Genomic DNA, 14689 nt, shown 5'->3' on the forward strand with positions numbered 1-14689 from the left:
ATAAAATTGTCAAAGTGAATAGGGAAGGAATTACATAATAAGAATAGTATTCATGTTGTCACATTAATGTAACAATAAGGATTTAAAGTGTTTCTAGAGGTGAAAACATGAATACGAATCATGTAAAAAAAGAACGAAAAAAATCAATCATAAAGATATTTATTATTAGTTTTATAAGTATATTAATGATACCAGTAAGTTTGTATTATTATGCGACAGAAATAGAAAGAAAATTAGTAACAGTTACGTGGAATGAAATAGAAGCTTCTGCAATTCCTAAAGAATTTAATAATAAAAAAATATTACAGTTTTCAGATGTACATTTAGGGCCAGAGTTTACACTGAAGCAACTTGAACATTTAGTGGAGAAGATGAATGAATTACATTCAGATATAGTAGTTTTTACCGGAGATTTAATAGATAAATTTGGGTCTTATAGTGCGGAAAGAGAAGAAGCGAAGGCTATTTTGCAGAAAATTCACGCTCCCTTAGGGAAATATGCTGTGTTTGGGAATCATGATAGGGGCGGGGGCGGTAGTCTATTTTACAAAAAATATATGGAGGAAGCTGGTTTTTCTGTATTAGTAAATGAAGTGCAGAAAATTAAAGTGGAAAACGGCAAATATATTACAATATCAGGTTTGGATGATTTTCTATTAGGGAAGCCGAAAATAGATTTAACTTTAAAAAACTTGAAACAAAATGATTTCAACATGTTATTAGTACATGAGCCGGATGTTGTAACCAAAATAAATCGTTACCCAGTTGATCTTCAACTGTCAGGACATAGTCACGGAGGACAAGTCCAAATCCCTTTTGTAGGTCCGTTAATTACTACCAAACTAGCTGAGAGCTATGTTGAAGGTATGTATGAAGTAGAGGGGAAGAGTAAGCAGTTATATTTATATGTAAATCGTGGCATTGGGACTACTAGGATGCCTGTTAGATTTTGTAGTGTACCTGAACTTTCAGTTTTTGTGTTGAAGCAAAAGAGTGACTAGAATATTTAACAATATGATTCAGAGGAACGTGCGATGTTGGTCGATGGAAAACAGTTTCTTAAAACTTTAGATGTGACAAAGTAATTTTCATAAATAAAAAACAACAATAGGACCTATAAAGGGACCTATTGCTGTTTTTATCCTGCATGGATTGCCCATAAATGTCCGATTGATGAGGGCTAATTATAGTTTTACTTTGTTATTTTTGCAAGGAAAGACTATCAAAATATGTTCTATAGTTATTTGAGAATTCGAAGTTGTTTTTTGCATCCCAATTAATAGACCAAGACATTAGGCCGCGGAATGCAGGATAGCCACTCTGATTAGAAAGTTTATACTTTCCTCCGAATGGAACTCCTTTAATGATATAATTTAAAGCTTTTTTCATTTCAGTTGGCGAAATGTATCCACCACTTGGAGCTGCCGCTGGTGCTGCTGGAAGCCCAATCATGACTTGATCTGAACGAAGAGCTGGGAAAATGTTATTTGCATTACCACCTACAGGAAAACCATGTAAGAGCATATCTGCCATAGCGACCTCGTAGTCTGCAGTACCTTGATTGTAGTTATTACCGTCCATTCCAATCCCGCTACCAGCGTTGTAGTGTTGAACGTGAATGTATGTTAGTTTATCTTTCACTCCGTAAATAATTGGTAAATATGCACCCCATATGCTTCCATATGCGCTATATCCGCCTTGAACATAAGCTGTTTCAGGGGCCATGCTTAATAGAAAATCTGGACCATAATGATCTGAGATTGTTCGAATAGCTGAAATAAGATTTACGATTTGAGGGGTAGTTGGGTTTTTGAAGTTAGTGTCATTTCCGTTTAAGTAAATACCTGATTCAAGGTCAATATCTATTCCGTCAAAACCGTATTTATCGATCAGAGATTGTATGGAATTAATAAAACGATCCTTAGCGGCATTGTCAGGAAGTAAAACGACCCCATTTTGTCCACCTATTGAAAGAACTACTTTCTTTCCTTTACTTTTTAAATAAGAAATATCTGATTTGAATTCTGCATCTGTACCATACACAGGAGAAAATTCAACAGTGGAACGATCACCACCAGTTTCACCAAAAGATACATTGATTACATCCCATTTTGGTGAAACGTCTTTTAATTTAATAATGCCAGTACCGTTATCAAAATTATGCCAGTATCCAACGAGTAATTTTGAACCTAAATTGTTTGCTGCTTGTGCTTGGAAAGGGGATAGCGGTAGAAGTAAGAACATTACTAAAATACAACAAAAAAATTTGAACTTGTTTAACATATCAACACTCCTATACAAAAAGTTGTCTAGATGTATAATCTTGTTTATTCAATGATATCTGAAAATTCTTTCTTTTGTAAGGAGAATATAATTTTCTCAACAATTGTGTATGGGAAAGTATTAAACCTAATGTAATAATTTTTGAAGGAGGTTGAATTATAATTGTTAAATTCAGAATATTTTGATATATTTTAAAGTATAGGACAAAATCTTTCGCACAGTACTCTTACATAAATTTCAAAATTTAGTTTGGAAGGGGATGTACAAGATTTGGATAAAAATCTAAAGAAAGACCTCAAAATACGCCACATTACAATGATTTCAATTGGCGGCGTAATAGGGGCTGGTTTGTTTGTTGGAAGTGGTGCAGTTGTACATTCGGCAGGACCAGGTTCTATCGTTTCATATGCATTAGCAGGACTTCTAGTCATTTTCGTCATGAGAATGCTAGGAGAAATGGCAGCTGTTAATCCGACAAGTGGTTCATTTGCAACGTATGCAAGAGAAGCAATTGGTCCTTGGGCGGGTTATACAATAGGCTGGTTATACTGTTTTTTTTGGGTAATTGTTATTGCAATAGAAGCCACAGCAGGTGCTGGTATTATCCAATATTGGATTCCACAAATACCGCTTTGGTTATTAAGTTTAATATTAACAATTTTATTAACGCTGACGAACGTTTTTTCGGTGAAATCATTTGGAGAGTTTGAATATTGGTTTTCTTTTATTAAAGTAATAAGTATTGTTTTGTTCCTTTGTTTAGGTCTTGCTGTTATTTTAGGATTTGTTCCAGGAACAGAAGCACCCGGCACTTCGAATTTAATTGGACAAGGTGGATTTATGCCAAACGGTATAAGTTCGGTACTGCTTGGAATTACTGTCGTTATATTTTCATTTATGGGATCAGAGATTGTAGCAGTAGCCGCAGGTGAATCTGCAGAACCTGTAAAAGCAGTAAAAACAGCAACAAACAGTGTGATTTGGCGTATTCTTGTATTTTTTATTGGGTCTATAGCGGTAGTTGTTACGCTACTGCCATGGAATTCAGCAAACATATTAAAAAGTCCATTTGTAGCTGTACTGGAACATATAGGAATACCAGCTGCGGCACAAATTATGAATTTTATCGTTTTAACAGCTGTACTCTCTTGTCTAAATTCGGGTTTATATACAAACTCAAGAATGCTTTTTTCGATGGCAGAAAGAGGAGATGCTCCAAAGGCGTTTTTGAAATTGAACAGTAGTGGTGTTCCAGTTCGGGCCGTTTTATTCGGAACGTTCTTCGCTTATATTGGCGTTGTTTTTAGTTATATTTCTCCAGATAAAGTCTTTTTGTTTTTAGTGAATGCATCTGGCGGGATTGCGTTACTAGTTTATCTCGTTATTGCAGTTTCGCATTTAAAGATGCGTAAAAAAATGGGAAAAGTAGAACAACAAAATTTGAAAGTGAAAATGTGGCTTTTTCCGTATGTAACGTATGTTACAATTGCTGCTATTATAGCAGTTTTAGTTGCGATGTTCGCAATTGATACTTTACGTTCACAAGCACTTTTAACAATGTTTGTTACTGTTCTTATAATACTTTCTTATTTTATTTTTAATAGAAATAAAAATAGCACAATTTTGAAGCCTAAAAGTAAGAATGAGGAATCCGTTCGATTCTAATTTTCTTATTTTCGAAGAGAGTTACACCAAAGCATTACTATAAAAGAATCATATATAATCATAGAAACAAGTAATTACTATTGTCATAGTGAATATAAACTTTTTTCTTGACTTTTTATACGAAGGCGAGCAAAATGGTAAAAAAGGAAGGGGGGATGATGATGGAAGAGTACGTATTAGAGCTGTATAACCTGTTATATACGACAGAATGGCAAGATATTGTTTCGTTTCTAGGAATCGTATTTTGCATGAAAATTGTAATTGTATATATGGAAGAGCAAGGTATGTTCTATTCCTTCTCATCCCCGTTCGATATGCAGCGCGAGCCGTTGCTAAACTATGCCAATGTGAATTACGAACAAATTCCTTTTGTTATTTTCTTTATGATTCGATTTATTACAGCAATTGTAAGGAAAAAGGAAAGTGACGATGAAGAGTGCCACTCAACTTGTAATATAGCGAATGTTTTTTAAGCTAAATACAAGGAGGAGATTTATATGTGGTTTCGATTTCTTATGATTGGTTTCTTTTCATTAACAGCAATTTCTTTAATGGGATATCAAGTGTCTGAAATTTTTCAAGCATATAGCGATACATTTTTTAACAAAAACTAATCTCGTTGCTATTTGAATAATAAAGCGATAAAATCCTTCTTAAGAAGTTTTATTAAGAAGGATTTTTTTCTTTGTCTTATCTTGCTGTGTCAAACTATTGTCACATTTACACTGTGAATAGTATGTTAAAATAGTGAGGTTACGTATACATATTTGAAGGAAGAGGGAGTGACCATTTTGGTGGATCAATCAACAAATCAGAAAAGCTATGCTCCTATTGTGATAACGCTTTCTGTAATTGTAAATGCGATTATTTTATTTTTGTTCTTTGGACCTGTTGGCTATGAAGGAGAATTACATTTTGATGTAACAATTTTACCAATGTTAAATGCAATTTTTAATAGCTTTACGTTCGTATTCTTATTAGCAGCTCTATACTCTATTATTAAGAAGAATGTGAAAATGCACCGTGGTTTCATCCTGGCAGCATTTACAACGACGTTGCTATTTTGTGTTTCTTATTTATCGTATCATTACTTAGCGCCAGCAACACATTTTGGCGGAGAAGGATTCATTAAATATGTATATTTCATCATTTTAATTACACATATTATCCTGGCAGCAATTATTGTACCGCTTGCATTGTTTGCACTTGTATTTGGTTTTACAAATCAATTAACACGTCATCGTAAAATTGTACGTTGGACGATGCCGATTTGGTTATATGTAAGTTTATCTGGTGTTATAGTTTACTTAATGATCTCACCTTATTATCAATAAAAAATCTCAGCCTGTAGGCTGGGATTTTTTTGTATACCATATTTTTGTGAAATGAAAAAAATATGGTATACAAAAGTATAGTTACTTTTCATATAGAAGGGATGGTAAAGGAATATGCAAAATTTTGTATTTCGTAATCCAACGAAACTTATTTTCGGTAAAGGGCAATTAGAACAGTTGAAAACTGAAATTCCACAGTTCGGTAAAAAAGTTCTTCTCGTATACGGGGGAGGCAGTATTAAAAGAAACGGTATTTATGATAATGTAATTTCTATTTTAAAAGATATAAATGCAGAAGTATTTGAATTGACAGGCGTTGAACCGAATCCTCGTGTATCGACTGTAAAGAAAGGGATTCAAATTTGTAAAGAGAATGGTGTTGAATTTATTTTAGCAGTTGGCGGAGGAAGTGTAATCGACTGTACGAAGGCAATTGCTGCTGGTAGTAAGTACGATGGAGATGTATGGGATATTGTAACGAAAAAAGCTTTTGCTAGTGAGGCATTACCTTTTGGTACTGTACTTACTCTTGCAGCAACAGGATCTGAAATGAATGCAGGCTCGGTAATTACAAACTGGGAAACGAATGAAAAGTATGGATGGGGTAGCCCGGTTACTTTCCCGCAGTTTTCAATTTTAGATCCAGTTCATACTGCGTCTGTGCCGAGGGATCAAACAATTTACGGTATGGTAGATATTATGTCGCACGTATTAGAGCAATATTGCCACAACGGAACGAATACAGAACTACAAGATCGTTATTGTGAATCTGTTTTAAAAACAGTAATTGAGACAGCTCCTAAGCTTTTAAGTGATTTAGAAAATTATGAGCATAGAGAAACTATTTTATATTGTGGTACTATGGCGTTAAACGGCATTTTAGCGATGGGAGTTAAAGGAGACTGGGCAACTCATAATATTGAGCATGCAGTTTCTGCTGTTCATGATATACCGCATGGAGGCGGCTTAGCAATTCTATTCCCTAACTGGATGAAGCATGTCGTAGATGAAAATGTAAGTCGTTTTAAACAGTTTGCTATTCGCGTATTCAATGTAGAAACAGATGGAAAGACTGAGCGAGAAATTGTGTTAGAAGGAATTCAGGCGTTACGTCAATTTTGGACTTCAATTGAGGCACCAGTAACATTATCTGATTATGCTATTGGAGAAAATGAAATTGATTTAATGGCGGATAAAGCAATGGCTTATGGTGAATTTGGTAACTTTAAAAAATTAAATAAAGACGATGTTTTAAGCATATATAAATCTTCTTTATAAGTGAATCGAGTAAAGAAACCCGTTTGATATAACGATCAAATGGGTTTCTTTTTTTGTTATTTATAACTGTTTGTGATTGATTTCGGTTATTTATGAATGTTTATGGTTGATTTTTGTGATCGTTTTCATTATACTGTAATCAAAGAAGAGGTGAATAAAATGTTAACTCCTGAACGTCATCAAATGATATTGCAACTTGTAAAAGAGCAGAAGATTGTTAAATTACAACAATTGGTGGAAAGAACAGAAAGCTCTGAATCAACAATTCGTCGTGATTTAGCGCAATTGGAAAAACAAAGGTTATTAAAGAGAGTTCATGGTGGTGCCGCTGTTTTAACAGGAAAAGGGCAAGAACCAACGATGGTTGAAAAATCATCCAAAAACATTCAAATAAAACAACAAATTGCTAATTATGCGGCTAGCGTTGTTGAACAAGGTGATTGTATTTATTTAGATGCAGGAAGTACAACATTTGAAATGATTCCATTTTTAATAAATAAAGATGTGACTGTCGTTACGAATGGACTTATGCATATTGAAGCTTTAGTTGAAAATAATATTCGTGCGTATTTACTAGGTGGAATGATGAAGAGTAGGACGAAAGCTTTAATCGGTGCTATGGCACAGGAAAGTATGCAGAAGTATCGTTTTGATAAATGTTTTTTAGGTGCAAATGGTGTACATGAACAGCTTGGCTTTACAACGCCAGATCCAGAAGAAGCGCTCTTAAAACAAATGGCATTAACATTAGCAAACGAAGGATATTTCTTAATTGATGAAAGTAAGTTTTCAGAAGTTGCATTTGCGAAAATTGCAAATGTTGAAGAAGCAAATATTATTACAAACCATTTAGAAATTGATTTAGAAAAATATAAAAGACAAACCAATGTAATTGAGGCTGATAAACAATGATCTATACAGTTACTTTAAACCCATCTATTGATTATGTAGTACAAGTTAATTCCTTTGATTTAGGCGCAGTCAATCGAGCAGAGAAAGATATGAAGTTTCCTGGGGGAAAAGGGATTAATGTTTCTCGCGTTCTCCATCGTTTAGGCGTGGAAAATGTAGCACTTGGATTTACTGGTGGATTCACCGGTCAATTTATTAAAAGTGTATTACAGGCGGAAGGCGTAATGACAAACTTCATCCAAGTAGACGGAGATTCCCGAATTAATGTGAAAATAAAAGAGCAAGAAGAGACAGAATTAAATGGGCAAGGTCCTAATGTGACAAATGAGCAATTTGAACAATTAATGAAACAAATCGAAAGTATGAAGCAGGGAGATTGCGTTGTGCTAGCTGGAAGTGTACCTGCATCTATCCCAACTACCTTTTATGAATCAATCGCAGCGCTCGGAGCTGAAAAAGGTATTCGAGTAGTAGTTGATGCGAGCGGAAGTGCACTGCAGCATGTAATTAAAAATAAGCCATTTTTAATTAAGCCAAACCATCATGAACTTGGTGAGTTGTTTGATGTGGAGCTTTCAACAGTAGAGGACGTTTTACCTTATGGAAGAAAATTAATTGAACAAGGTGTAAAACACGTTATCGTATCGATGGCTGGAGAGGGAGCTTTATTATTTACGGCAGAAGGTATATATGAAGCGACTGTTCCAAAAGGTGTTGTAATTAATTCAGTTGGGGCCGGAGATTCTCTTGTTGCAGGGTTTGTAGGCAAATATGAACAGACAAAAGATATTGAAAAGGCATTTCAATACGGCGTTGCAACAGGGAGTGCAACAGCATTTTCAGCTGATTTATGTAAGAAGGAAAAAGTAGAAGAATTATTGTCGCAAGTAATTGTAGCTAAGCGATAGGGGGAAGCAACATATGAAAATTACAGAACTATTAAAAAGGGATACAGTCATTATGGATTTGACAGCTTCAAATAAAGAAGCTGTCATAGATGAATTAGTTGAGAAATTAAATGGGGCAAATCGTTTAAATAATAAAACGGAATTTAAAGAAGCTATTTTAAAGCGGGAGTCCCAAAGTACGACTGGAATAGGGGAAGGTATTGCAATACCTCATGCGAAGACAAAGGCTGTTAAACAACCATCGATTTGTTTTGGTAGAAGTGTAAGCGGTATCAATTATGAGTCGCTCGACGGACAGCCTGCACACTTATTCTTTATGATTGCTGCAAGTGAAGGAGCGAATAATACTCATTTAGAAACGTTGTCGCGTTTATCGACATTATTAATGGATGAAGGGTTTCGCAAGCAACTATTAGAAGCGAAGGATGAAAGTGAGCTTCTTCAACTATTTGATGAAAAAGAGAATGAAAAAGAAGAAGAGATTGAAGTCGCCAAACCAGAAGGAAATGAACCGTACGTATTGGCAGTTACGGCTTGCCCAACTGGAATCGCTCACACGTATATGGCCGCAGATAGCTTGAAAGCAAAAGCAGCAGAGCTAGGAATCGCAATTAAAGTTGAAACGAACGGATCAACAGGTATAAAAAACGGTTTAACAAAAGAAGACATTGAACGAGCAACAGCTATTATCGTAGCAGCAGATAAACAAGTAGAAATGAACCGTTTTGCTGGGAAGCATGTCATTCAAGTACCAGTCGCTGATGGGATTAGAAAAACGGAAACACTTCTTAATCGAGCTGTAAAGCAAGATGCACCAATCTTTAAAGGTGTAAAAGAAGATGGAAAGGCAGAAAGTACGGAAAAAGAAAAAGGATTAGGAATTTATAAGCATTTAATGAATGGCGTAAGTAATATGCTTCCATTCGTTGTTGGCGGCGGGATTTTAATAGCGCTAGCGTTTTCGTTTGGTGGTATAAAGGCGGAAGGTCCTTTAGCTGAATTGTTCATGTCAATTGGTGGGGGAAAAACAGGTGCGTTTTTATTCCTTGTACCAATTTTAGCTGGATTTATTGCAAGTTCTATTGCTGATCGTCCTGGTTTTATGCCTGGTGTTGTAGGTGGATTTTTAGCGGCGAATGCGAATGCTGGCTTTTTAGGTGGATTAATTGCTGGTTTCTTAGCTGGATATGTTGTTTTAGGGTTGAAAAGATTATTTTCAGGACTACCAGTACAATTAGAAGGAATTAAACCTGTTTTGTTATATCCAGTCTTTGGATTATTGATTACAGGAGTTGTAATGCAAAAAGCAGTGATTCCGCCTGTAGTAGCATTAAATGAAATGTTGACAGGGTGGTTAAATGGTTTAAACGGTACGAATGCTATATTACTAGGTCTTATTTTAGGTGGTATGATGGCAATTGATATGGGTGGTCCAATTAATAAAGCGGCATTTACGTTTGGTATTGCTGCAATAGAAGCACAGAATTTTGGAGTGCACTCAGCAGTTATGGCTGGTGGTATGGTACCGCCACTTGCGATTGCATTTGCAACTACATTCTTTAAATCAAAGTTTACAGAAGCGGAACGTAAATCTGGTTTAACAAATTATATTATGGGAGCATCGTTCATTACAGAAGGTGCGATTCCGTTTGCAGCTGCAGATCCGGTTCGAGTAATCGTAAGTTGTGTTGTTGGTTCAAGTATTGCAGGTGCGTTATCTATGTTATTCCAAATTACATTACCAGCACCGCATGGTGGATTATTTGTAATAGCGTTAGTAAATAAACCGTTACTATATATTTTCTCTATATTAATTGGAACGATTGTCTCGGCTATTATGCTAGGTGTTTGGAAAAAGAAAGTTCAATAACAAGTGAAAAGAGAGCAGCTTTAGTAGCTGCTCTCTTTTTATTACAAAAAAATAGGTTAACAATTAAATATTAATGTTTTTTGGTAAAAGATGTAATAAAACCTGAATTTTTTGTAACAAAAAAGTAACACTGTAATTTTTTCTGGAAAAAAGTTCTTGTGCTCGTATATGAAAAATATATGAACACCATTGGAGATTGTATTAGAAATACATTTTATTAATATGGAAATTTATGTTACAACTCGTTAATCGTATATTACGAATGCTTTGTAATTGTGTGATTTCTAAAATTTCTAAAATTTCTAAAAATCTGTTGCTATAATGAAAATACGAAAACAAAGCAAATGGAGGCTATTCATGAAAAAAATATTAGGTATAGCAACAGCAGCAGTTTTTGGTCTTGGGATTTTTGTGGGTTCTGCTAAAGCGGAAACAATTGTAACAACAGACGTATTAAATGTTAGAGAAAACCCAAATGTAGAGTCAAAGCTTGTAGGTAAAGTGTTAAGTGGGAATACACTAGATGTTATAAATACAGAAAATGGATGGAAAAAAATTAAGTTGAACGGCAAGGAAGCGTTTGTAAGTGCCGAGTTTACAAAGAGCACATATTATGTAACGGCGGGCGTATTAAATATTCGTGCTGGAGCGAATACTGATTCTGAAATTTTAGGTAAACTTAATAAAGATGATGTGATTGAAACGACGAATCAAGTTCAAAATGAATGGTTACAATTCGACTACAATGGAAAAGTCGGATATGTTCACGTGCCATATTTAACAGGAACGGCACCTGTAATCGAAAAGAAAGAGGTTGTAGCTCAAGAAGAAGCGCCAGCTAGAACCAATACGCCGGTTAAAAATAATACAGTAGTTAAGAATAAAGAGTCTGTTAAGAGTAACGATTCTATTAAGAATGTAGAATCAAGTAAACCTGTGGTAAAAGAAAAACCGGCTGCAAAACCAGTTGCAAAATCTACTGAAACAAGTGCGCCTACTGGTGGTCGTGAAATTACAGTAGAAGCGACGGCATATACAGCAGATCCGAGTGAGAATGGTTCGTATGGTGGTCGTGTATTAACTGCGATGGGGCATGATTTAACAGCAAATCCAAATATGAAAGTAATTACTGTTGATCCGAAAGTAATTCCGCTTGGATCAAAAGTATGGGTAGAAGGATATGGAGAAGCGATTGCTGGAGACACTGGTGGTGCGATTAAAGGAAACCGTATTGATGTATTAGTCGGTTCAGATGGTAGTGCTAATAGCTGGGGGCGCAAATCTGTAAAAGTGAAAGTTATACAATAGGTTATCGATATTAATATAAAAAGCGGTTGCTTGAATTTATGTAAGCAGCCGCTTTTTATGGATTATTGAAATGGATAAATAGTTTTACCTGTAATAATTTTATATGCACTGCAAAATTGCGTTTGTATATATTCTGTATTTTTATTTTCTGGATGCAATGTTGTTTCATGGAGAGTAGAATGAAAAGCCCGTAGTAAACAATTTAGGGCGAAGTATAATTCCTCTTGTGAACAATTTTGTTCTTTTGTAGAAGTAGCCAAAATGAGGTCTTTTGTCAAAGATGAAAAATTGATGGTGGATTGTTTCATAGTTAACTCATCCTCTCGAAACTATTTTTATCATGTATATGCAGAATTGGACAAACTATGTTCTTTTTTCTATATAATTTCATGTACCGAAATGAAAGAACTTGCAATCATGCCGTTAAAATTGGTAAGATTGGGTATAATCAATAGATGGAGTATATTACATAAAGAGAGTTGAATGATATGGTAGAAGTGCAACGCGAAAAAGTTGCTGTCATCATTGGACCAACTGCTGTTGGAAAGACGAAGTTAAGTATCGATCTTGCCAAAGCGTTGAACGGTGAAATTATTAGTGGTGATTCCATGCAGATCTATCGAGCGATGGATATTGGAACTGCAAAGGTAACAAAAGCAGAGATGGACGGAATTCCACATTATATGGTCGATATAAAAAATCCGGAAGATTCATTTTCTGTCGCGGAATTTCAAGAACGTGTTCGCAAGCATATTCGAGAAATTACAGAACGTGGTAAATTACCAATTATAGTTGGTGGGACCGGTCTTTATATACAATCTGTTTTATTCGATTATCAGTTTACAGATGATGCTGGTGATGTGATATACCGAGAGCAAATGGAAAAGTTAGCTTTAGAACGCGGTGTGGAATATGTACATAAAAAATTGCAAGAAGTAGATCCAGAAAGTGCGGAGCGTATTCATGCAAATAATGTACGACGTGTCATTCGGGCGTTAGAAATTTTCCACACAACGGGTGAAAAAATGAGTGACCAAATTGAGAAACAAGAAAAAGAGTTACTCTATGATGTTTCATTAATTGGCTTGACAATGGATCGAGAAATGCTATACGATCGCATTAACTTACGAGTGGATTTGATGATGGAACAAGGCCTATTAGAGGAAGTAGAAGGGCTGTATAATAGAGGGATACGAGATTGTCAACCTATTCAAGCGATTGGATATAAAGAAATCTATGATTATTTTGAGAATCGAGTCTCTTTAGAAGATGCGGTATCACAATTAAAGACGAATTCGCGTCGTTATGCAAAGCGTCAATTAACGTGGTTCCGTAATAAAATGGATGTCACGTGGTTTGATGTTACAAACGGTGAAAAAACGTCAGAAATTTTACGATACATAGAAGGAAAGTTACAAGTAAAGTCGAATAATAGTAAGTAGAGAAAAAGAGGAGGATTCGACATGAAGCAATCAATCAATATTCAAGATCAGTTTTTAAATCAACTCCGTAAAGAAAATACGTTTGTTACGCTGTACTTATTAAATGGTTTCCAGCTTCGTGGACTAATTAAAGGATTTGATAATTTTACAGTCCTGCTGGAAACAGAAGGTAAGCAACAGCTTATTTATAAACATGCAATTTCTACATTTGTACCACAAAAAAATGTTTCAATTGAATTAGAATAGTAATGAATTATTGTACATAACAAAAAAAGAGCGAGTTTTCTCGCTCTTTTTTTATTTGTCATAAACAATATATGATGAAATTTAAGCGATTCTAAATACAGTAAGGCGGATGTTAGTATTTCCTGTCGCAGGGATCGTAATCTCATTAAGAGTAGATTGAACAGAAATTCTTGCACCAGCTGCTAATGTTTCTATTGTAGTAAATGAAAGTGAGTCGCCTATTAAATTTGAAGAGAAATTATCAGTTGCGACTGCTCCATTAATTGAAATTCCTACTCCGAGTGGAGCGCATCCTGGCGCAGTTGTAGAAATGGATACGCTAATTACATAAATACCACCATTAATAACAGTAACTGTATCTGTGCCGTTGAAGATAATATTGTTTACGTTAATTGCAGTACTAAAAATAAAATTATTAAATTGCAGTACTGTTTGCTGAATATTGTTTGTTACAACAATTGTTGCTATAGGGAAGCTAGGTCCAGTAGGCCCAGTAGGTCCAGTAACTCCTATGCCAGTAGCGCCGGTAGCACCCGTTGGTCCTTGAATGCCTTGAGGTCCGGTAGCGCCAGTGTTACCTTGAGGTCCAGTAGGTCCGGTAGCGCCAGTGTTACCTTGAGGTCCAGTAGGTCCAGTAGGTCCAGTAGGCCCGCCAGAAGGTCCGGTAGGTCCGGTAACTCCTATACCAGTAGCGCCAGTGGCACCGGTAGCACCAGTGTTACCTTGAACACCTTGAGGTCCAGTGGCACCAGTAGCACCAGTGTTACCTTGAACACCTTGAGGTCCGGTAGCGCCAGTAGCACCCGTGTTACCTCGAGGTCCAGTGGCACCGGTAGCGCCCGTGTTACCTCGAGGCCCAGTAGCGCCAGTAGCGCCCGTGTTACCTCGAGGCCCAGTGGCACCAGTAGCGCCTGCTGGTCCAGTAGGTCCGGTAGGTCCTTGAATGAACGAAGCAGAATTAACTAGAGCAGTTTGTAATGCTGCTATTAATTTAAGGAGCTCTTGAAGTGTGCAAGGGTCAATTCGGAATAATTTTGTAATGTATAGTAAATAGTTAATGAGATTTTGAAGCTCAATAAATACAGCGCTTGCTACAAAGGTTGGATTTCTTAATATAGTTATTAAGTTTTTAATAATAGCTAACCCTTGTGCTTTCAGGGAGGAAGTAGCATCTAGTGAACAAATAAATTTACTTAGTAGGTTCAATGTATCGATTAGATCTTCAATATTTTGGGGAGATGGATTTGCGAAAAGTTTTGGGATTATTTTTGTTAAATCAATAATAATCGCACGAAATGTTCTAAGCTGAGCTTTAGTAATTGGGATTGATGGAGTATTTGGGATTCGTCCGGCGCTACTTGGAAAGCATGGTTTGGAGAATTTGTTTTGATTGTCGTTATAACGAGACATTAAATCTCTCCTTTCTCACGAAAATGTGAACGA

The 14689-nt window shown here is 35.8% G+C and carries 14 protein-coding genes; 11 read left to right on the forward strand and 3 right to left on the reverse strand.

The window, feature by feature from the left end:
- Positions 1–107 precede the first annotated feature (107 nt).
- The gene (locus MR169_RS12265; protein WP_098783578.1) at positions 108–1001 is read left to right on the forward strand and encodes a metallophosphoesterase; all 894 of its coding nucleotides are present in this window, start codon (positions 108–110) and stop codon (positions 999–1001) included.
- Between the two features lie 199 nt (positions 1002–1200).
- Here the strand turns inward: MR169_RS12265 and MR169_RS12270 are convergent, their stop codons facing one another.
- Positions 1201–2283 (reverse strand): chitinase, encoded by a 1083-nt coding sequence (locus MR169_RS12270; RefSeq protein ID WP_065845270.1) that lies wholly within the window; start codon positions 2281–2283, stop codon positions 1201–1203.
- A 270-nt stretch (positions 2284–2553) separates the two neighbouring features.
- Here MR169_RS12270 and gabP point away from each other — a divergent pair, with 270 nt between their 5' ends.
- The 8 genes from gabP (at position 2554) to entD (ending at position 11558) form a co-directional block, all read left to right on the forward strand.
- Entirely contained in the window at positions 2554–3948 is a 1395-nt protein-coding gene (gene gabP, locus MR169_RS12275; RefSeq protein WP_242319461.1) for a GABA permease, read from the forward strand.
- A gap of 134 nt (positions 3949–4082) precedes the next feature.
- A complete protein-coding gene (locus MR169_RS12280; RefSeq protein WP_002000550.1) occupies positions 4083–4421 on the forward strand; it encodes a hypothetical protein in 339 nt (112 codons plus the stop codon).
- A gap of 318 nt (positions 4422–4739) precedes the next feature.
- Positions 4740–5282, forward strand: coding sequence for a DUF420 domain-containing protein (locus MR169_RS12285; protein ID WP_000228314.1), 543 nt, complete (start codon positions 4740–4742; stop codon positions 5280–5282).
- Positions 5283–5396: 114 nt separating this feature from the next.
- The gene (locus tag MR169_RS12290; RefSeq protein WP_242319462.1) at positions 5397–6560 is read left to right on the forward strand and encodes an iron-containing alcohol dehydrogenase; all 1164 of its coding nucleotides are present in this window, start codon (positions 5397–5399) and stop codon (positions 6558–6560) included.
- A 159-nt stretch (positions 6561–6719) separates the two neighbouring features.
- Complete coding sequence (locus MR169_RS12295) at positions 6720–7472, forward strand: DeoR/GlpR family DNA-binding transcription regulator (RefSeq protein ID WP_000957264.1); 753 nt, start codon at positions 6720–6722, stop codon at positions 7470–7472.
- Positions 7469–8380 carry a 1-phosphofructokinase gene (pfkB, locus tag MR169_RS12300; protein ID WP_000640835.1) on the forward strand — a complete coding sequence of 304 codons (912 nt, stop codon included), beginning with the start codon at positions 7469–7471 and terminating at the stop codon, positions 8378–8380. The genes MR169_RS12295 and pfkB overlap by 4 nt, the downstream gene beginning before the upstream one ends.
- A gap of 13 nt (positions 8381–8393) precedes the next feature.
- Positions 8394–10250, forward strand: coding sequence for a PTS fructose transporter subunit IIABC (locus MR169_RS12305; protein ID WP_065845271.1), 1857 nt, complete (start codon positions 8394–8396; stop codon positions 10248–10250).
- A 357-nt stretch (positions 10251–10607) separates the two neighbouring features.
- The gene (entD, locus tag MR169_RS12310; RefSeq protein ID WP_242319463.1) at positions 10608–11558 is read left to right on the forward strand and encodes a cell wall-binding protein EntD; all 951 of its coding nucleotides are present in this window, start codon (positions 10608–10610) and stop codon (positions 11556–11558) included.
- 62 nt (positions 11559–11620) lie between these two features.
- Here the strand turns inward: entD and MR169_RS12315 are convergent, their stop codons facing one another.
- A complete protein-coding gene (locus MR169_RS12315) occupies positions 11621–11866 on the reverse strand; it encodes a hypothetical protein (RefSeq protein ID WP_000814429.1) in 246 nt (81 codons plus the stop codon).
- A gap of 180 nt (positions 11867–12046) precedes the next feature.
- On the opposite strand from MR169_RS12315, the gene miaA reads away from it, so the two are divergent.
- Positions 12047–13000, forward strand: a complete 954-nt coding sequence (miaA, locus tag MR169_RS12320; RefSeq protein ID WP_242319464.1) for a tRNA (adenosine(37)-N6)-dimethylallyltransferase MiaA — start codon at positions 12047–12049, stop codon at positions 12998–13000.
- A gap of 21 nt (positions 13001–13021) precedes the next feature.
- On the forward strand, positions 13022–13246 hold the full coding sequence (hfq, locus tag MR169_RS12325; RefSeq protein ID WP_000813896.1) for an RNA chaperone Hfq: 225 nt from the start codon (positions 13022–13024) through the stop codon (positions 13244–13246).
- Between the two features lie 81 nt (positions 13247–13327).
- Here hfq and MR169_RS12330 read toward each other — a convergent pair whose 3' ends face one another.
- Complete coding sequence (locus tag MR169_RS12330; protein WP_242319465.1) at positions 13328–14656, reverse strand: Gly-Xaa-Xaa repeat protein; 1329 nt, start codon at positions 14654–14656, stop codon at positions 13328–13330.
- Positions 14657–14689 lie beyond the last annotated feature (33 nt).

It is taken from the genome of Bacillus cereus group sp. BfR-BA-01349 (assembly GCF_022663795.1).
In the GTDB taxonomy this organism is placed as follows: domain Bacteria; phylum Bacillota; class Bacilli; order Bacillales; family Bacillaceae_G; genus Bacillus_A; species Bacillus_A cereus.

What these genes read in the sequence shown, in the direction of transcription:
- MR169_RS12280 (WP_002000550.1), top strand. Translation starts at nt 4,083, where the DNA reads ATGGTAAAAAAGGAAGGGGGGATGATGATGGAAGAGTACGTATTAGAG.
- hfq (WP_000813896.1), top strand. Translation starts at nt 13,022, where the DNA reads ATGAAGCAATCAATCAATATTCAAGATCAGTTTTTAAATCAACTCCGT.
- MR169_RS12315 (WP_000814429.1), bottom strand. Translation starts at nt 11,866, where the DNA reads ATGAAACAATCCACCATCAATTTTTCATCTTTGACAAAAGACCTCATT.
- MR169_RS12330 (WP_242319465.1), bottom strand. Translation starts at nt 14,656, where the DNA reads ATGTCTCGTTATAACGACAATCAAAACAAATTCTCCAAACCATGCTTT.
- entD (WP_242319463.1), top strand. Translation starts at nt 10,608, where the DNA reads ATGAAAAAAATATTAGGTATAGCAACAGCAGCAGTTTTTGGTCTTGGG.
- MR169_RS12270 (WP_065845270.1), bottom strand. Translation starts at nt 2,283, where the DNA reads ATGTTAAACAAGTTCAAATTTTTTTGTTGTATTTTAGTAATGTTCTTA.
- MR169_RS12290 (WP_242319462.1), top strand. Translation starts at nt 5,397, where the DNA reads ATGCAAAATTTTGTATTTCGTAATCCAACGAAACTTATTTTCGGTAAA.
- miaA (WP_242319464.1), top strand. Translation starts at nt 12,047, where the DNA reads ATGGTAGAAGTGCAACGCGAAAAAGTTGCTGTCATCATTGGACCAACT.
- pfkB (WP_000640835.1), top strand. Translation starts at nt 7,469, where the DNA reads ATGATCTATACAGTTACTTTAAACCCATCTATTGATTATGTAGTACAA.
- MR169_RS12305 (WP_065845271.1), top strand. Translation starts at nt 8,394, where the DNA reads ATGAAAATTACAGAACTATTAAAAAGGGATACAGTCATTATGGATTTG.
- MR169_RS12295 (WP_000957264.1), top strand. Translation starts at nt 6,720, where the DNA reads ATGTTAACTCCTGAACGTCATCAAATGATATTGCAACTTGTAAAAGAG.
- MR169_RS12265 (WP_098783578.1), top strand. Translation starts at nt 108, where the DNA reads ATGAATACGAATCATGTAAAAAAAGAACGAAAAAAATCAATCATAAAG.